Below are 19,431 nucleotides of genomic sequence, written 5' to 3'. Positions count from 1 at the left end.
GCTTGTTTATTATGATCTTGTTGGGCTGCCCATCTGTGGCAATCTACAGCTTTGGTATAAGGTACTTTTGTACATTATTTGATTAGCATAGCCTGTATAAGGTTGGAAAAAGGTTGGAGACAAGAAGGTTTACAATATTTTTTTTCAGTCTTAAAAACAAAAGCTGGGAAACGGATTTTTAGTCATGAATTGTTGTGAGAATAATGAATGATGATACAGAAGGATTTATCTGAAAAACGACAGAATGTCGAACGGTTAAGGCAGGGCATGAGTCTGTCAAAGCAGCAAAGCTCGCAATTGAATGAGAGCATTGCGAGTTCTTGGCAGCGATCGGCGCAGGCGGAAATTCCGGAAAACCGGAGTGCTGCGCCTTTGGTGAATTTAAGTCCTCAGAGTCAACAGCAGTCGGCATTGCATCACGCGTTGCAACATTGTGCCGAAGATTTAAAACACATTGCCGAACAATCGTCGATGGTACTTGCCGTAGGCGATGTGGGGAGCACGATTATTTGGAGTGCGTCGAGTCGGCAAATGCAAAGTGCTGCGGAAAGTGTGCATTTTATTGCAGGTGGGCAATGGCGCGAAGAATTGGTCGGCACCAATGCATTAGCGTTGTCTTTAAAAACCCAACAGTCGAGTTGTGTGTTTTCAAATGAACATTACATGCCATCAGTACATGAATGGGTCTGCTATGCAGCACCGATTATCGATCCACATACGCAGCAAATTTTGGGCGTGGTTGATTTATCCACCGTGTGGAAAAACCACAATAGTTTAGGGCTACTTGCGGCTGAACGCTGCGCTTCGATTATTCAATCGGCTTTACTCGATTTTCAAAAACAGCATTTGTATATTCGGGCCTTTGCTGTGCCGCAAGTGTTATTTAATGGCAAAGTGATGGTGCTGACCCCGCGGCAAATAGAAATTTTGACCATCTTGGCGCTATGTCCGCAAGGCATGACCTTAGATACTTTGCATCAAGCCTTATATGGTGAACGTAAGGTGAGTGTTGGGACTTTAAAAGCGGAAATGTCGCAGCTACGCGATATTTTGGGTGGCATGTTAGGCTCAAGACCCTATCGCTTATTGGCGCAAGTCGAAGCCGACTTTTTACAAGCCGAGCAAGCTTTAGATGCAGGTTATCTCGATTCTGCATTAAAACTGTGTTCAGGGGTTTTCTTGGCCAAAACCGAAAGTCCTTTTTTAGGGGCATGGCGTGATTGTCTTGAGTCACGATTAAGCCAAGCGATTTTTAATGCCAAAGAAACGGATGTTCTACTCAAACATGTCGCGCGTTTCCCTGAAGCTATCGATGCGGTTGAACGCCTGATCGAGCTGATGCCCAGATCACATCCCGTACATCAGACTTTGTTGAAACTAAAACAGTAATTTGCAATGTGATTCAGGCTATTAAAGGCCTTTATTGGCCAGCCATTGAAAGAGCTTGGTATAGACTTGTTCTCGCGCGGTTTTTTCCGAAAGTACTAAATCATGCAAGCCATTGTGAATGCTTTGAATGGTGACATCGCCTTGAATTTTCTTGGCATATTTTTGGATATCTTTTACACCCAAAATCACATCACTGGTCTGCGCTGCTTTACCCCATTTTTTGGGATTTTTAGTTTGATGCGAGTGCATGACCAAGACAGGTACATCTAGGCTGACACCTCGGTGGATCTCCTTTTGAGCCTCATAAATTGTCCGTACAAAACTTAAATACACCATTGGGTAGCGGGTCTTTTTCCAGTCTAAATTGAAGTCCCATTCACCCTTGAGTTCACGGTGTAAGCTGGCGGTGTACCATTTATTCAGTTCACTTGGAAATTTTAAATTGGGAAAGGTTTTTGCCAATTTACTGAGCTGTGGAATACCCAGTGCGCGTTTCACTGGATTCATGTTGAAATCATAAAATGGGCTATTGACCCAAAGGGCTTGAATTAAAGGATGATTTTGATGATGCGCCGCATACAAGGTGGTAGTTAAGCCTCCCGTTGAATGACCACAGAGCAGTAAGGCATCATGACCTTCATCAGCAATGATCGCTAAGGCTTGATCTATTTCGGCATCATATTCAGACAGTGCATGCACATTATAGTATTTTTGATGCGGGCGGATTGAGCGGCCATATTTTCTTAAATCTAAGGCATAAAAGTCGAAACCGTGCCGATTAAAGCGTTCGGCCATTTCGGTTTGGAAAAAATAATCGATAAAGCCATGGATATAGAGCACCGCTTTGGAGGTGGGGGCCGCTGCTTTTTTGCGAACCAGTGTGGCAACCACAGGGCCTTCATAATCATCAGGGAAGGTCAGCGTGGCTTGTTCATAGCCTGCGCCCAAAATGTCAGGCTGATACTGAATTGGTGAATGGCTCATTATTATACTCATCAATATTATTGGACATTATGCTTTATCCTTGATGAGCCATGAGCTTTTGTCAAATGAATAATCGATGCTGATTTACGAACTAAAAAAAGAGTGACCTCAGTATGAAAGCGACCAATCTATAGTCGCTTTCCTGAAATAAAAGGTGAAATGGATTCAGTTGAGCCTACATCACCAGACTCAAAGGGTAATGTAGGCACTTGGGTCACTTAAACATGAAGACTTTTTGGGCTTAACTTAAACTGCTGCTTTGAAGTCGACGACAGAAGCATTGGCTTTAAGCGCTGCCTTGAAAATATCAACCACTTGAGCATGATTCGCTTTACGTGGATTGGTCAGCATGCAGGCATCTTTTTGCGCATTTTCAGACATGATGCTGAGGTCTTGTTCTTTCACACCGAGTTCGGAAAGACTCGATGGAATGCCAATCGAAGCAGACAGTTCACGGATTGCTGCAATCGCTGCATAAGCCGCTTCAGTTACGGTTAAACCATCGGTTGGCACACCCATGAGCTGCGCGATACGTGCATAGCGGTCAGGGCAGGCGATCAGGTTGAATTCGCAAACATGTGGTAACAGCACGGCATTACATACGCCATGTGGCAAGTTGTAGAAGCCGCCGAGTTGGTGGGCCATCGCGTGGACATAACCTAAAGAGGCATTGTTAAAAGCCATTCCTGCTAAGTACTGTGCATAGCTCATCGCATCACGTGCTTCTAGGTTTTCGCCATTGGCTACGGCAGGGCTGAGCCATTCACTGATCATTGCAATGGCCTTTTCAGCACAAGCATCGGTAATGGGATTGGCTGCTGTAGACACATAAGCTTCGACCGCATGCGTTAAGGCATCCATACCGGTTGCTGCAGTGAGCGCCGCAGGTTTCGCAATCATCAGCTTCGGGTCATCAATGGCGATAAGAGGGGTACAACGCCAATCGACAATCGCCATTTTAACGTGGGTGTCAGTATTGGTAATGATACAGAAACGGGTCATTTCTGATGCCGTACCTGCGGTGGTATTAATCGCAATGAGTGGAGTCATTGGGACTGTACTTTTATCGATGCCTTCATAGTCACGAATATGACCACCACCCGCAGTGACTAAGCCAATGCCTTTGGCACAGTCATGAGAAGAGCCGCCACCGAGAGAGACAATAAAATCACAGCCATTGTCATTATAGGCATCTACACCGCTATGCACGTTGGTGTCAGTTGGGTTGGGTTCTGCGCCCGGGAAGATGTGACTTTCTACGCCAGCTTCAGTTAAATATGCGGCAATGGTGTCTGCCACACCAAATTTGTATAGACCGGCATCGGTCACGATAAGCGCTTTCTTTGCGCCAAGATTTTGCGCTTTTGCACCAATTTCTTTAGCACAGCCGGGGCCAAAAAGTGAAACACAAGGGATGTAAAAACCGTTTGTTTGATCTGCAATATTTTTAAAAGCCATGGTGCGATTCCTTCTACCATTCATTGTCATTTGTTATGGGTGATACTCACCTAAACTGAGTATTGCGAGGGATGTTTTAAATTCACACCTACCAAAGACCTACCAAATTTAGGGCTTTGTATTGAGTTTATTTAATTGACTGAAATTTAATCATTAATTATTTTTGCTATTTTCTAAAATTCGCTAAAAGTCGTATATGTTTAAGCCAAAATAGGCGTTGCGATGATTGGATGCATGATCGAGTTATCAGATTATAAAATCTAACTAAAACTACTATCAATTTACTAAATGCCCCAAAGCGCTCGAATCAGGATAGGCTATAACAAATAACGAGATAGTCACTTTTGTGCATTTCGCTTTTTGCAGTGCGAAACAAAAGATTAATTAAACGAGTTAAATAATGCCTAGTGAAAATTTGAAAACGAAACGTCCTTTATATATTCCTTATGCCGGAAATACACTTTTAGAACTCCCACTTTTAAATAAAGGCTCTGCGTTTAATGAAGATGAACGTAAGAGCTTTAATTTGCACGGTTTAATTCCACACGTCACAGAAAGCATTGAGGAGCAAAGTCAGCGTTCTTATCAGCAATATTGTGCATTTAATAGTGATATCAATAAGCATATTTACCTGCGTAATATTCAAGACACCAACGAGACGCTGTTCTATCACTTAATTGAAAACCACCTCAGTGAGATGATGCCGATCATCTATACACCAACAGTGGGTGAAGCTTGTCAGCGCTTTTCAGATATTTACCGTCGTCATCGTGGGATCTTTATTTCATATCCTGACCGTGATCATATTGACCAAATTATTCATAACGTGAATAAAAAGAACGTGAAAGTGATCGTGATTACGGATGGTGAACGTATTCTTGGATTAGGTGACCAAGGCATTGGGGGGATGGGGATTCCAATTGGTAAGTTGTCGCTCTACACCGCATGTGGTGGGATCAGTCCAGCTTATACATTGCCGATTACTTTAGATGTCGGAACCAATAACCAACAGCTGTTGAATGACCCGATTTATATGGGATGGAGTCAGCCTCGTATCAGCGGTGAAGAATATTATCAATTTGTCGATGACGTGATTAAAGCCATACAACAACGTTGGCCTAAAGCGCTGATTCAATTTGAAGACTTTGCACAAAAAAATGCGATGCCTTTACTGGAAAAATATCGCGATAAAATTTGCTGCTTCAATGACGATATTCAAGGGACAGCAGCAGTGTCTGTCGGAAGTTTAATAGCAGCATCACGCGCAGCAGGTAAACAGCTCAAAGATCAAATCGTCACCTTCTTAGGGGCGGGTTCAGCAGGTTGTGGGATTGCAGAACAGATCATCAAGCAAATGGTGGCGGAAGGTTTAACCGATGCTCAAGCGCGTGCGCGGGTGTTTATGGTCGATCGCTTTGGTTTAATTACTGAAAATCAGCCGAATCTTTTAGATTTCCAACGCAAACTTGCACAAGCACCAGATAACGTTGCTCATTGGGCAAATGCAGATTCGGTTATTTCACTCTTGGATGTAGTTACACATGCCAAACCGACTGTATTGATTGGGGTTTCGGGACAACCGGGACTGTTTAGCCAAGAGGTCATTGAAACGATGGCTGCGAATTGTGAACAGCCTATTGTGTTGCCACTGTCTAATCCAACATCGCGTGTCGAAGCGGTGCCTGCAGATATTATCGAGTGGACCAAAGGTAAGGCTCTGATTGCGACTGGTAGTCCATTTGCACCAGTGAATTATCACGGCAAGATTCATCATATTTCACAGTGCAATAACTCCTATATTTTCCCGGGGATTGGACTGGGTGTGATTGCATCTGGGGCGAAACGTGTGACGGAAAATATGCTGATGGCATCTAGTACGGCGTTGGCAGACTGTTCACCAAAATTGGCAGATCCAAATGCCGATTTATTGCCAAGTTTGGATTATTTACAGGATATTTCGAAGAAAATCGCATTGAAAGTGGCATTAGCTGCGATTGCTGATGGTGTTGCGCCAAATGTCAGCATTGAAGTACTAGAACAGGCCATTGAAGAGAATTTCTGGAAACCTGAATATCGTGATTATGTCCGTGTGACCTATTAATTCGGTCTAAAGATCCTGTTTGAACAGAATCGATTTTGCATCGGATCGAAAAAATACCCTAATCCAGATTAGGGTATTTTTTTATGTGTAGCGGCATATTATTTTTCTAAGAAATACGAAAAATAATCGTGAGGGTCGTTTTAAATTTTGCGTTTATCGAGCTGGTTGGAAATGTGATCTCCACAGGCTTGAACCAGCATCACGATCGCGACCAAGACCACTATCACTGCCAGCATGATTTGCATATCAAAGCGTTGATAACCGTAACGGTAAGCAATATCCCCCAAACCACCTGCACCGATAGCTCCTGCAATGGCAGAAGAATTAATCATGGTCACCAAAGTCACAGTAAAGCCCGCGACGATGCCAGGAAGCGCTTCAGGGAGCAGCACATGCCAAATGATTTGTTTGCGATTACAGCCGATGGCTTGAGCGGCCTCAATCAGACCTTGATCGACTTCACGTAAACTCACTTCTGCAATGCGTGCAAAAAAAGGCGTGGCCGCAAGGGTTAAAGGCACGACGGCAGCCCAAACGCCATAACTGGTGCCCACAATAAAGCGCGTGAGCGGAATGAGCGCCACCATTAAAATAAGAAAAGGCACCGAACGGGTAATATTGACCAACCAACCTAGGGTGTGGTTTAGGCTTTTTGAAGGATAAATCCCGTGTTCAGCACTACACACCAATACGACTGCTAAAGGCAGGCCGATCAGAAAGGCCACAAAAGCTGAAACGCCGACCATCAGTAAAGTATCAATGGTTCCACTAATCAGTAAATCAATGAGTTGGTCGTGCATAGCCAAGTACCTCAATCTGTGCGATATGGTGTTTAAGTTGTTCAGATAAGGCGTTGATCTCTAAATGGCTGTGGTCTACAGCAACAATCAACGAGCCAATTAAATGCCCTTGAATACTATCGATATGACTTTGATACAGATGTACTGGCGCCTGAAATTGATCAAAAATAAACTTTAAGTCAGGCGACTGTTGTAGTGTCGATTCATAGCGTAATTTTAAAATGATTTGATCATTTGAATCTGACGGTTGTGGCTGAATGTCGCTTGGTAAATCAAGTTGTTCAAGGTTGAGTAACTCTTGTGCGATCTGCTGCTGAGGCGTAGAAAACACTTTCCAAACCTGTCCTGCTTCTACAATTTCGCCTTGATCGATCACTACAACCTGATCGCAAATCTCTCGAATGACCTGCATTTCATGGGTAATCAACACAATGGTGATACCGAGCTTTTGATTAATTTCTTTAAGCAAAGACAGCACAACAGAAGTACTTTCTGGATCGAGTGCAGAAGTCGCTTCATCACAGAGTAAAATTTCTGGATGATGAACTAACGCTCGTGCAATCCCAACACGTTGTTTTTGCCCGCCCGAAAGTTGAGAAGGGTAGTGCGCTGCTTTATTTTCAAGACCTACCAACTTCAGCACTTCATTCACTCGCTGAGCGATATCGGCTTGACTGAAATTGGCGATTTTAAGGGGCAGCGCGATATTGTCATACACGGTTTTGGCAGACATCAAATTAAAATGCTGAAAAATCATGCCAATGCGTTGACGCAGAGCAATCAACTCTGCGTGATTTAAGCTTGATAATTCCTGTTGATGGATGTGAATACTGCCATCACTGATTTGTTCTAAGCCATTCAGCGTTCGAATCAGTGAGGATTTACCCGCGCCACTTTTCCCAATAATGCCGAATATTTTGCCTTGTGGAATATTCAGATTGATATCTTTTAAGGCATGAACCTGCTGTCCTTGCACATCATAAAATTTATTTAAATTTTTGATTTGGATATGCGGAACGGCAAATTCAACCGATGAACCGAAACTCACCATGAGCGACTCCTTATTTCCAACCAGGGAACCACAGTTTTGCACCAAAATCTGCGTCCAATGCCTGTTTAACTTTAGGTGAGTTTTGATAAATATCGACAAATTTACGCAGTTTATCGTCACGATCTACATAGTCATCACGAACGGCAAATAAGATGGCAAAACGCTTGTCGGTATTGGAGTCAAATAACAATGCATTTTCAGGATCGGCAGTTTTTGCTAAACGTAAATAATGTGGATAGCCAAAAGCCAGATCGACATCATCAATTGCACGTGCCGTTTGAGGGCCTTCCACCTCAATAAATTGAAGCTGTTTAGGATTCGCTGCAATGTCATTTAAAGTCGATAAAAAGTTATCTGGCTGTTTCAGTTCAATGAGCTTGGCTTGCTGTAGCAGTTGTAAGGCACGGCCCTGATTGACCGGATCATTCGGAATCACCACTTTGGCTTTATGGGGTAAATCAGCAAAGTTTTTATACTTTTTTGAATACAGTCCGACATGGGTAGCAGCACCGACATCAAAGGCTTTGATTTTAAAATCCGTTTCTTTTTTTGCATTGTCTAGAAACGGCTGATGTTGGAAAAAGTTCGCGTCAATATCGCCGTGGTTTAGGGTGATATTCGGGGTATTCCAGTCCGAAAATTCCACCAATTTCACGTTCAGTCCTTGCTGCTTGGCTTCATCTGCGGCGACTTGTAAGGGTTTAGCAAAAGATGGGCTAATCCCAATCACCAATTCACTTTGATGATTTTTCTTTTGTTGATTCCAAATAACTAAGCCAATCACCAAGATGGCCACGATCACACCAATCAGTGTGAATTTAGATTTTGCTGTTTGTGCCATGGCACACCTCTATTTTTTGAAATAATTAAATTTTTTGACTAAAATTTTATTTTTTAAGTGCAGCTTATGCTGTCTCAACGTTTTTAATTGCTGCCTGAGATCCCGCGTCGGAAGTGCGACATCGGTAGCGATGAGCAGGATGTGTCGTGGCTAAATGGTCACCTTGTTGAAACAGTTTTTGCCGCAAACTACCGGTGTCATATGCAGTTTTATAGCGACCACGTTGCTGTAATTCAGGAATGACCAAACGAATAAAATCTTGATGTGACTCAGGTGCAACGGTGCGAGTCAGATTAAATCCATCGATGCCAGTTTCATCCAAATAATCAATTAACTGTTCTGCAACATTGGCACCACTCCCAACAAAGAGCGGATAACGCCCACCTAGAACGTGCTGAGCACGCAAATCTTGGCGCGTAATTTTCTGCTCTTTAAATTTTTGATTGACCGATGCGATGCTATTGGTCTGCTGATACGGAATGGCTTCATCTTCTGCAAAGTTGGCGAGGTTCATCCCAATCGAGCTGGAAAAGTGTGCCAGTCCCGCTTCAGGATTGGCATAGCGAATGTATTCAGCCAATTTCTCTTGGGCGAGTTCATCGGTCTCTGCGGTCACTACCGTAATGCCGACAAAGAGTTTTACGGCTTGTGGGTCACGACCTTGCGCTGCGGTTTGACTGCGAATTTTCTGTACCTGATTTTTGACTTTTTCAGCGCTGTCTGCACCGATAAACATGCCTTCCGCATGTTGTGTGGCAAAAGCTAAGCCACGTGGTGAAGCACCGGCCTGATACAACACAGGGGTGCGCTGTATCGACGGGGAAACTTGAAATACCCCTTGGCTTTGATAGAACTTGCCTTGGTGTTGAATGGCATGTACTTTTTTTGGGTCACTAAAGATTCGATGTACTTTATCTTTTTGAACCGCATCATTTTCCCAAGAGCCTTCCCAAAACTTATAGCAAAGTTGCAAAAATTCTTCGGCTTGTTCATAGCGTAGATCATGATCTTTCAAGCCTTTTTGCCCAATGAGGCGTTCTGCACTGTCTAAATATCCAGTCACGATATTCCAGCCGATTCGACCTTGGGTCAGATGGTCTAGGCTGGCGAATCGACGTGCAAATTGATAAGGCGTTTCATAGCTCAAATTGACTGTTACACCAAAACCTAAGTTTTCAGTGACCGCAGCCATTGCAGAAATCAGGGTGCTGGGGTCATGGCTCGGCAGTTGGATCGATTCTTTAAGTGTGAGATCGATATTGCCTTCATAAACATCATAGACCCCTGTGATATCCGCTATAAATAGCCCATCAAACAGCCCTTTCTCCAAGGTTTTGGCAAGACCCGTCCAATAGCTCAGTTCATTAAAGCGGTGTGACTCATCGCGTGGATGGGTCCATAAGCCATGATTGATATGGCCGACACAGTTCATGTCGAAGGCATTCAGTAAAATTTTCTTGGCTGGATGTGATTGGGTATCTGCTGTGGTGATTTCGCTCATTACAAGGTCCCTCGACGTGGGGGCAATACGCCATTTAGGAGGTAATTGGCAATGAAGAAATATTTCCAACGCCCTGCATCATGCAAGGTGTGGACACGTGCATTACGCCAAAATCGATCTAAGCCATCTTCACGCTGACTGCCACGGCTGCCTGCAAGCTCAATCAATTTTGAAGCCGCTTTCAGTGCAGTTTCAGTACTATGCGCACGCACTTTCGCTACATCTAATGAGGCTTTTGCGATGTTTTCGGCATTGGGCTGTGGGCGAGCAGCATCGATGGCACGAGCGGCTTGTTTCAGTAAGACCTCACTGGCGCGAACATCTGCGGCAATGCGACCGAGTTCGTATTTGGTTAAAGGATCTTCGCTTGCAAGATCAAGACCTGAATCAATCCATGGTCGAGCTTGGTGTACGCGGCTCAAACTTTCTTCAAAGGCTGCGCGGGCTATACCGACTTCAATCGCAGCATGCATAATTTGCGCAAATGGCCCAACCAATGTCGGCTCCGTAAATGCCCGATCAAAGGGAATGACATCTATGGCAGGAACTGCAACTTGGTGAAATTTTACAGAGCCGCTACCCGTGGTGCGCTGTCCAAACCCTGTCCAATCATCGATCAGCTCTAAACCTGTACTTTCACGTGCAATAAAGGCTAAATATTCACGACCATCTTGGTCTTTGACCAATGTGGGAATACGATGGGCAAATAAACTGCCGGTGCAATAAAACTTTTCACCATTCACCACAAAACCATTGTCATGAGGGCGAATCGACGTTTGTTTTTGCGCAGCGGTCTTGGTTTTAAACTCGGCTAAGGCATTGCCAAAACGAGTGCCAGCAAGCACTTCGGCATAAAGCTTTTGCTTTTGTTCAGTTGTGCCGGTGTTTCGTAATACTTCCAATGCATAAAAATGGTTTTGTGGAATTTGCCCAATTGAGCCATCTACACCACTCATAAGCGCAATCACTTGCGCCACGGTATAACTTGAAACTTCGGCACCGCCAAATGCCTTGGGAACCGTGATTGCCCAGAGACCAGATTGACTATAGGCCTCGATTTCATCAAACGGCAGTATGCGTTCGGCATCACGTTGCACGGCATTTTTTCTAAATTGTTCGGCTAATTGTTTTGCAATTTCAAGTGCTTCTGCATCGGACTGAATAATATGCGCAGGTGTTGTTGATATGGCCTGTAGCGAATTAATATTTGGAAATGAGGTCATCAGAATTCTCCTTAAATCCACGCATGGCGTGCAGGTAATTTATGATTTAAGTAATAGTCGCCTAAGGTATGCAGCTTCCAGCGCACAGGATCATGTAAGGTGTGTACTCTGGCATTGCGCCAGTGTTGATCAAGATTATGGGCACTCAAACTTGCACGGCTGCCGCCTAATTCAAGGAGTTTTTCAGAGATCTGTAAGGCTGCATCATTGGCATAGATTTTGGCTTCTGCGACACGAATCGAAGCCAGAGCAGCTTGTTGTTCACTCACCTGATCAAGCTGATCTAATTCATCGAGGTAATCTGCGGCTTCATCTAAAAGTAAAATCGCAGCATCCAATAAAACTGCAGATTTACCCACCTCTTGTAGGGTGTAGGGCTCAAAACTGGCTTTCTCAACTTGTGCATCCACAATCGGACGGGCTTTTTGTACCGCAGAAAGGGTGTCTGCAAAGGCAGCTTCCGCAATCCCGACATCGATCGCGATTTGCATCAATTGTGAAAAGGCACCTCGATACGTTGGCCCTGCAGAAAGCTTACGTTCATCAAAAATTAATAGGGGGTCTACTGCCACATGGTTTAGTTTGACGGTGCCACTAGACGTTGTGCGCTGACCAAAACCATTCCAGTTATCAATCACTTCTACGCCTGTAGCGTGTCGATCAATGATGGTCAGGACAACATGACCTTCAGGGTGAACGGCTTTAATCGCCAACCAATCTGCAAAACTACTGCCGGTTGAATAGAACTTTTCACCATTAACAACATACTTTCCATTTTCAATGCGCAGCGTTGTGTTTAAGGTTTTAGTGTCTTTGGTGTTGCGCTCTGGCCCACCATTAGCTAAACGTTTTCCCTGTAAAATTTCATTAAAAATAAAGGCTTTTTGCTCATCTGTTCCCATGAGGTCAATCATATACAGCAAGGCAATTTGGTTTTGTGGAATTTGGCCCACGCTAGAATCTGCTTTATTGATAATGCGAAAAACCTGCGCCAGTGTCTTGTTGGACACGTAGGCACCGCCAAATTTTTTGGGAATACGAATGCCACCTAAACCTTTTTGACTGAATAAGTCGGTTTCTGCAAATGGGAGTAGGCGGTTCTGATCACGTTCATTTCGACCTTCCAAAGCAAAATCGGCAACGTGATAAGCTGCATGAATCGCTTCTAAGTCATTTTCAATAACATGAATATTTTCAGAGATTAAATGAGACATAATGACACCTTTAATAGATATCAAAACGCTACTCGTAAATCCGTGATTCTTTAAATGATGGATTATTCTTAACTTAGCAAAATGTCTGTTTAGCATTTAATCTGCATAAAAAATATGCAAATTTGATAAAATAAGTGTTTGATTTAAAACAATAGATGTAGGAAAAACAACAAGAGGATTGATGATGAAAATCTGGTGTTAGCAACTTTGTAGATATTCAACTTTAAAAATAATATATCTAAGACAGAGGCTTAGCTGTTTTTTTTAATACTTTTTATTAATGGTGGTCAATCAGCTTGAACTCCAATAGATGCTCAATATCATAGAGCTATGCAAAGATTAAAAAAGGGCTATAAATTGATTCAAATGTTTTTCAATCTGCAATAAAAAAGCCCCCATCTTTCGATGAGGGCTTTTTGAATTTGGAGCGGGAAAGGAGACTCGAACTCCCGACCCCAACCTTGGCAAGGTCACCGAGATTTATTCCATTAAATGACCTTAATTATAAGTATATGATTTGATTACTGGTATATAGTTTTTGGTGGAGTAAAATTTTGATCAATTTAGATCATTTAATGTGGTTTTGGTCACTTCATTTTAGACATTTTAGTTTATAAAAGTCACCTATGTTTTGATGCTGATTTTCGTGAGAAATAATAACAATATATAGTTTAATATAATGATTATTAATAATTTATAAATCGACTACAACATGTAGTAGCGAAGATGCTCAAAATGCACTTACTACGTAACATCAGTTAAATAAAAGTCTCCCACAAACCCAATACGGTTCACTTGGGCCTATGCAGTCTGAAATAGGTTTATAAACTTAATCTGATCTTAAGAACTTAATCTTAGCTTTGTAGAGAAAATCTCTTGAAGGATGAAACGAGTGGATCAGCGAGTAGATGTACTAAATTTTAAAAAACTATTATATCTAATGAGCGTCTTGATCTTGATTAGCCTTGGGCTATGGTGGGGAAGTAAGCTGCTCTCGAATAAAAATATAGAGGCTAAAGTAGAGAGACAGGTTTCAGAGGCTGAGAGGAGTCCTGAAGTCTCAGAGCAACAAATCTTAATTTCTTCAAAACAAATTGAGCAAGTTGGGATCAAATTACACACATTAGGTGCTTCTTCTACTAACATACAAAAACAAATTATTTTACAAGGGCAAGTACAGTGGTCACCAGAAAGCAAAGTTGTACTGACTAGTCCTGTTTCAGGAATGGTGCAGCAAGTTTTGGTACAACCCTTGGCAGAAGTTACCCGGAATCATCATGTACTTGCTGTACATAGTCCAGATTTAATTCAGATTCAAAATGAAATATTGCAGCTTCGTGCTCAACAACAATTAGCCCAGCAAAATTTAACACGTGAACGTAGCTTATATGCTGAAGGCATTATTGCCGAGAAGCGTGTGCAAGAGGCACAGAATCAAGTACAGCGTCTTAATATTAACTTAGGTGCAAAACAGCGAATGCTGCAATTTATGGGAGGAGGGCAGGTAAATAGTCTAAATTCCATTGTCTATGTTAAAAGCCCAACAAGTGGTTATATAGAAAACTTACAGGTTTCTACAGGTCAGTATGTTGAGGCTGGTACAGTATTAGGTCAACTTGTAAACGCTGATTCACCGTTACAATTGTTATTACAAGCTAATTTAGCTGACAGTAAATATGTGCATATTGGGGATGTTGTTCAGGTTGAAGGTTGTGATATTACAGGGCATATACAAAATATCGCTCCAGCACTTGTAGGGAATACACAAACTCAAAATATCATCGTACAAATGGATACCAAACATAATTGTTTGCGGGTGCAACAATTTGTCAAAGTTCATGTTCAAAGTAAGCAGCCAACAGTAATTGCAGCATGGCCAGTACCAAGTACTGCCATAACCTCACAAGATGGTAAACACATTATTTTTGTTAAAAATCAGAAGGGGTTTGAAGCTGTAACGGTTGAAGTTCTATCAGCTGATCAGCAGCAAAGTTATATTACAGCTGAAAAATTAAAACCCAAAATGCAACTTGCTATCAGTGGTGTAGAGCGTCTCAAGGCGGTGTGGTCTGGCTTTGGTGCAGAGCAAGCACCTATTAGCACTACAGAACGTTGAGGTGAGACATATGTTAAAACGTCTTATCGCCTTTTCACTTAGTCAGCGCATTTTAATATTATTGCTCACATTGGCGATCAGTGTGGCAGGCTACATTGCTTTTACGAAACTACCAATTGATGCTTTTCCTGATGTGTCAAGTACGCAAGTACAAATTGTGATGAAATCGCCCGGCATGACGCCCGAAGAGGTGGAAAGCCGTATTGTTGTACCCATTGAACAAGAAATGTTGGGAATATCTCATCAGACAGTAATGCGTTCGCAATCTAAATACGCGATTGCGATTATCACATTAGACTTTGCTGAAGGCACTGACCCTTATTGGGCTAGACAACAGGTGAATGAACGTTTAAGTAATGTGATGTCTGCATTACCAAGTAGTACGTCAGGTGGAATTGCACCCATGACGACCCCATTAGGTGAATCTTTTATGTTTACCTTACATGGGCCACTCAGTGATATGGAAAAACGAACTCTACTTGATCGGGTGGTTCGTCCACAACTTCGTAAAATTGAAGGGGTCGCCGATGTTAACGCTTTGGGGGGACTTGTTCGTACATTTGAAGTGACCCCTAATTTAGAGGCCCTGGCGGCACGAGGCTTATCTTTAACACAGCTACAACAGGCAATCGAGCTAAATAATGCCAGTGATGGTGCTGGGCGGCTTAATGAAAATGGAGAGTCATTACTGATCCGAAGCGATAGCCGCGTCAGAAACCTTGAAGAGTTAGGCGATATTATTGTTTCTAGCCATCAAGGAACATTGGTGCGGGTTAAAGATGTTGCACAGGTACATACTGGAGCACTCACACGCTATGGTGCAGTGACTGAAAATGGCCAAGGTGAGGCTGTCCAAGGTATTGTATTAACTTTAAAAGGTGCGAATGCACGTCAAGTCGTTCAACATGTTCGTGAGCATTTGTCCGACATTGAAAAAACTCTGCCACAGGGTACAACGATTGAACCATTTTATGATCGTGGTGAGTTGGTAAACCGAGCCATTCATACCGTAAGTAAAACGTTATTAGAAGCTATTGTCTTAGTCTTGATTTTACTTTTATTGTTCTTAGGAAACCTAAGGTCTGCTTTAGTGGTTGCGGCAGTTTTACCATTATCTGCACTAAGTACTTTTTTGATGATGCACCATTTTGGTTTAAGTGCCAATTTAATGTCTTTAGGTGGTTTGACGATTGCGATTGGTTTATTAGTGGATGCTGCAGTTGTAGTGGTTGAAAATATTGAAATGCAACTTGCTGAAGCAAAAGAGTCACCGCAACGTTCTTTTTTACCGCCATTAAATATGATTTACCGCGCAGTGTCTGAGGTTGCAGTACCAGTCACAGCAGGCATGATCATTATTATGTTAGTGTTTATTCCATTGGTCACGCTTGAAGGATTGGAAGGGAAGCTCTTTTCACCTGTGGCTTTAACAATTGTATTTGCTTTATCAAGTTCACTAATTTTTTCTTTGACAGTGATTCCTGTACTGTGTTCATTCTTTCTAAAACCGAAAGCACATCACACACCCTTTTTAGTAGCTAAATTAGAAACTGGTTACCGAAAACTTTTGAATCTGAGTTTAGCCCATCCTAAACAGATTTATGTCTTAGCAGGTGGTACCTTACTTCTGGCTGCATTGATTTTCCCATTCATTGGAAAGTCATTTATGCCAACCATGGATGAGGGAGATACTATTTTACAGTTAGAAAAAATCCCTTCGATTAGCTTACAAAACTCAATTGCATTAGATCTGGATATTCAAAAACGTATTTTGGAACAAGTGCCTGAAGTTGAAAGAATTGTGGCACGTACAGGTTCTGATGAATTGGGATTAGACCCTATGGGGTTAAATGAAACAGATAGTTTCATTGTGCTAAAACCACAAACGCAATGGCAAGTCAAAAATAAAGAGCAAATTTTAGAAAAAATTCGTCTTGTACTTCAAGATGTTCCTGGCGTGAACTTAACATTTAGTCAACCCATAGAGATGCGCACTTCAGAAATGTTGTCTGGAGTACGAGGAGATTTGGCTGTCAAAATTTTTGGAAGTGATTTAGACCAGCTTAATGATTTATCAAAGCAAATTGCAATAGTTCTACAAGGCATTGAAGGCAATGAAGATGTCATGACACTCGAAAATTCGGGAGTACAGTATCAAGAGCTGCGAATCCATCGTGATATGGCTATACGAAATCAATTGGACAGTCAAAATGTTCAAGCCCAACTCAAGATGCTCGTGGAAGGCAAAGAAATAGGTTCCATTATTGAACAGGGGCGCCCTGTTCCATTAATGATGAAAGGGGATCCACGTTTGGGAGAGTCGAGTTTTGAATTTTCCAATATTGCCTTGCCAATTGAGAATGCAGCTGCAGTGCCATTGTTATCTTTAGCAGAAGTGGTTAAGACTGAGGGTGTCGTAAAAATTGATCGTGAAAATGCATCACGAATGTCAGTGGTACGTGCCAACGTACGTGATCGTGATTTAGTTAGTTTTGTAGATGAAGCAAAACAATTGGTTGCAGAGAAAGTCAAGTTACCAACCGGCTACTCACTCAAATGGGGGGGGCAATTTGAAAACCAACAACGTGCGGCTGCTCGCTTAATGCTTGTTGTACCTGCTGCATTAACAATGATCTTCTTTTTACTATTTACGACTTTGGGTTCGGTGCGTCAAGCCGTATTGGTTTTCGTCAATATTCCCTTTGCGTTAGTCGGTGGAGTATTTGCATTAGCATTAACAGGTGAGTATTTATCTGTTCCTGCATCAGTTGGTTTTATTGCCTTGATGGGGATTGCTGTACTGAATGGTTTAGTGATGATTAGTTATTTTAATCAACTGATTTCTCGTGGTGTTGCAATTGAGGAAGTTGTTCGTGAAGGTGCTATGCGCCGTTTACGTCCAGTCATGATGACCGCGAGTATTGCAGCTTTAGGTTTGATCCCATTGTTATTTACTACTGGCCCTGGTGCCGAGATTCAACGTCCATTGGCGATAGTTGTGATTGGAGGGCTTATTTCTTGTACTTTGCTGACTCTGATTTTACTTCCTAACTTGTTTAAAAAATTTGGTTTAGCGCGAGATCATCATGTCTGAAATATGCCAACTCTCTATTAACGTGTCCTCTGATATTGCTGAAGAACTTATGGAGCATTTGTGGTTAATTCCTGAGTTGATTTCAGGGTGTACTTGTGTCAACGCACAAGGGTTTGGTAATCGCCAACATTATCGTAATGTTCAGGAAAAAATTCGCGGAGCAACTGAACGGAATCTTATATTGCTGATTGTACAACACGAATCTGTATCATTGGTTTTGGCGCATATTCAGCAAAAATTTAAATCAAGTGATTGTTTTTATTGGGTCATACCTACATTAATTTCTGGTTATATGAGCCAAGGAGCACTTGACTAATGACATTAAATATCAAATTTAAATCAACACTTCTAGGCCAAATTTGGTATCTGTTTGGGTTGGGCTATTGTTTTACAGTGGCTTCGACAGCAATTGCAAAACCTCAACTTGAAGCTGCTTTGCCACCACTTGAAGCAGTACAACAGAGTCTAGTAGAACATCCGAATGTGCGTGCTGCAATATCAGAGCAAGATTATGCAGACTTTGCCCGACAAGGATTAAAAGTAGGGCAAAATCCGTGGACTGTTACAGCCGGTATGCAAGTACGTAAGACGGATACACAACTAGAGCGAAAACAAGCCAATAGTTATGAACCTAGTTTGGGGATAGAAAAACAAATACGTTTGCCTAATAAATACCGGCTAGATCAAGATCTAGCACAACGTATTTCAAGTATTGCAGAACTGAAGTATGAGAATGCTCAACATCAAGCATCTAAAATGTTGTTAAATAGTTGGTTTGCTTATATGCGAAGCACATTGCATTTGAAGCGACTGCAAGAACAGCTGGATCAAATTCAGCAATTTATCCAAGTGACTGAACAACGTATTCGAGCAGGAGATGCACCACGACTTGAGCTAATGCTCTTGAAGAATGAGTACCAACAACTTGAGGAACAATATATGCAAGCTAAAGCTGCATATATTCAAGCTCAGCAATTGTTGGCCCGCGATTATAGAGGAAAGATCCCTGAACAGTGGAGCAGCGATGTTATACAGCCTAGCCCTATACAGTATAGTCAAGCAGAGTGGGTACAGAAAATTTTGTCAGTTAATCATGAGTTAGCACTCGTAAGGATGCAAGCTACACAGCAATACGCAGTATTAAAAAGAGAGCAGCTTAATAGACTGCCAGATCCTACGATTGGTTTTGGTTACAGTAGGGAGCAATCGGGAGAGGAGAATTTATTAGGGGTTAGTGTTTCAATTCCTTTGACTGCGCGACAAGTCGGTATTGCTTCAGGAATGGCAGCGGCAGAAGCAAAAAAAGCGGATTTGGAGGTATTGCGTGTAGAAAAACGTCTGCGTCAAGAAATACAGGGGTGGGTGATTCAAATGGAGTCAGCGACTGTACGGAATACGAAGGCGCAAGAAAACTTACAACTGTTGCAACAACAACATCACTTGATGCAAAAAGCGTATAAATTAGGTGAGTTGAATCTCAATGAGCTTTTGTTGCATTCGCAGCAATTGATTGAAGCACGTAGCCGAGTCGATCAAGCTAAAGTAGATTATGCAGAAAGTATGAGTTCCTTATTACTTGATTCTCATCAATTGTGGCCTTTACATGAGATGGATAGAATTTAACAGTAATATTTACGAGCATAGTAGGGATTATAAATT

At 42.2% G+C, this 19,431-nt stretch carries 14 protein-coding genes; 6 read left to right on the top strand and 8 right to left on the bottom strand.

Going from position 1 to position 19,431, the window contains the following annotated elements:
• Positions 1–207 precede the first annotated feature (207 nt).
• Positions 208–1,389 (top strand): transcriptional regulator, encoded by a 1,182-nt coding sequence (locus FTT85_RS03425; RefSeq protein ID WP_180041639.1) that lies wholly within the window; start codon positions 208–210, stop codon positions 1,387–1,389.
• A 21-nt stretch (positions 1,390–1,410) separates the two neighbouring features.
• Here the strand turns inward: FTT85_RS03425 and FTT85_RS03420 are convergent, their stop codons facing one another.
• Entirely contained in the window at positions 1,411–2,373 is a 963-nt protein-coding gene (locus FTT85_RS03420; RefSeq protein WP_180182861.1) for an alpha/beta hydrolase, read from the bottom strand.
• Positions 2,374–2,619: 246 nt separating this feature from the next.
• Complete coding sequence (locus FTT85_RS03415; protein ID WP_078191526.1) at positions 2,620–3,831, bottom strand: iron-containing alcohol dehydrogenase; 1,212 nt, start codon at positions 3,829–3,831, stop codon at positions 2,620–2,622.
• 400 nt (positions 3,832–4,231) lie between these two features.
• Here FTT85_RS03415 and FTT85_RS03410 point away from each other — a divergent pair, with 400 nt between their 5' ends.
• On the top strand, positions 4,232–5,932 hold the full coding sequence (locus FTT85_RS03410) for an NAD-dependent malic enzyme (protein WP_180182860.1): 1,701 nt from the start codon (positions 4,232–4,234) through the stop codon (positions 5,930–5,932).
• A gap of 140 nt (positions 5,933–6,072) precedes the next feature.
• Here FTT85_RS03410 and FTT85_RS03405 read toward each other — a convergent pair whose 3' ends face one another.
• From FTT85_RS03405 to FTT85_RS03380, 6 genes are all read right to left on the bottom strand, one after another.
• Positions 6,073–6,732: a methionine ABC transporter permease gene (locus tag FTT85_RS03405; RefSeq protein ID WP_078191524.1), complete on the bottom strand. Its 660-nt coding sequence runs from the start codon at positions 6,730–6,732 to the stop codon at positions 6,073–6,075.
• Positions 6,713–7,783, bottom strand: coding sequence for a methionine ABC transporter ATP-binding protein (locus FTT85_RS03400; protein WP_180182859.1), 1,071 nt, complete (start codon positions 7,781–7,783; stop codon positions 6,713–6,715). The genes FTT85_RS03405 and FTT85_RS03400 overlap by 20 nt, the downstream gene beginning before the upstream one ends.
• Positions 7,784–7,793: 10 nt before the next feature.
• Positions 7,794–8,624, bottom strand: a complete 831-nt coding sequence (locus FTT85_RS03395) for a MetQ/NlpA family ABC transporter substrate-binding protein (RefSeq protein WP_180123837.1) — start codon at positions 8,622–8,624, stop codon at positions 7,794–7,796.
• Positions 8,625–8,688: 64 nt separating this feature from the next.
• The gene (locus tag FTT85_RS03390; protein WP_180123838.1) at positions 8,689–10,125 is read right to left on the bottom strand and encodes an LLM class flavin-dependent oxidoreductase; all 1,437 of its coding nucleotides are present in this window, start codon (positions 10,123–10,125) and stop codon (positions 8,689–8,691) included.
• The gene (locus FTT85_RS03385) at positions 10,125–11,348 is read right to left on the bottom strand and encodes an SfnB family sulfur acquisition oxidoreductase (RefSeq protein WP_180182858.1); all 1,224 of its coding nucleotides are present in this window, start codon (positions 11,346–11,348) and stop codon (positions 10,125–10,127) included. The genes FTT85_RS03390 and FTT85_RS03385 overlap by 1 nt, the downstream gene beginning before the upstream one ends.
• A gap of 11 nt (positions 11,349–11,359) precedes the next feature.
• On the bottom strand, positions 11,360–12,586 hold the full coding sequence (locus tag FTT85_RS03380) for an SfnB family sulfur acquisition oxidoreductase (RefSeq protein ID WP_218955421.1): 1,227 nt from the start codon (positions 12,584–12,586) through the stop codon (positions 11,360–11,362).
• An 868-nt stretch (positions 12,587–13,454) separates the two neighbouring features.
• Here FTT85_RS03380 and FTT85_RS03375 point away from each other — a divergent pair.
• Genes FTT85_RS03375 through FTT85_RS03360 form a run of 4 tightly spaced genes read left to right on the top strand, consistent with a single transcriptional unit; the run spans position 13,455 to position 19,395 of the window.
• The gene (locus tag FTT85_RS03375; protein ID WP_004974297.1) at positions 13,455–14,678 is read left to right on the top strand and encodes an efflux RND transporter periplasmic adaptor subunit; all 1,224 of its coding nucleotides are present in this window, start codon (positions 13,455–13,457) and stop codon (positions 14,676–14,678) included.
• Positions 14,679–14,688: 10 nt separating this feature from the next.
• Complete coding sequence (locus FTT85_RS03370) at positions 14,689–17,772, top strand: efflux RND transporter permease subunit (RefSeq protein ID WP_004974298.1); 3,084 nt, start codon at positions 14,689–14,691, stop codon at positions 17,770–17,772.
• Positions 17,765–18,088, top strand: a complete 324-nt coding sequence (locus tag FTT85_RS03365; protein WP_004974301.1) for a DUF3240 family protein — start codon at positions 17,765–17,767, stop codon at positions 18,086–18,088. The genes FTT85_RS03370 and FTT85_RS03365 overlap by 8 nt, the downstream gene beginning before the upstream one ends.
• Positions 18,088–19,395 carry a TolC family protein gene (locus FTT85_RS03360; protein WP_004974304.1) on the top strand — a complete coding sequence of 436 codons (1,308 nt, stop codon included), beginning with the start codon at positions 18,088–18,090 and terminating at the stop codon, positions 19,393–19,395. Before FTT85_RS03365 ends, FTT85_RS03360 begins: the two co-directional genes overlap by 1 nt.
• The last annotated feature ends 36 nt before the right edge of the window (positions 19,396–19,431 follow it).

Source organism: Acinetobacter sp. YH01020 (assembly GCF_013420275.1).
Taxonomy (GTDB): domain Bacteria; phylum Pseudomonadota; class Gammaproteobacteria; order Pseudomonadales; family Moraxellaceae; genus Acinetobacter; species Acinetobacter amyesii.
Note: the sequence above shows the minus strand (reverse complement) of the source record. Positions and strands in the feature narration are given on the sequence as shown.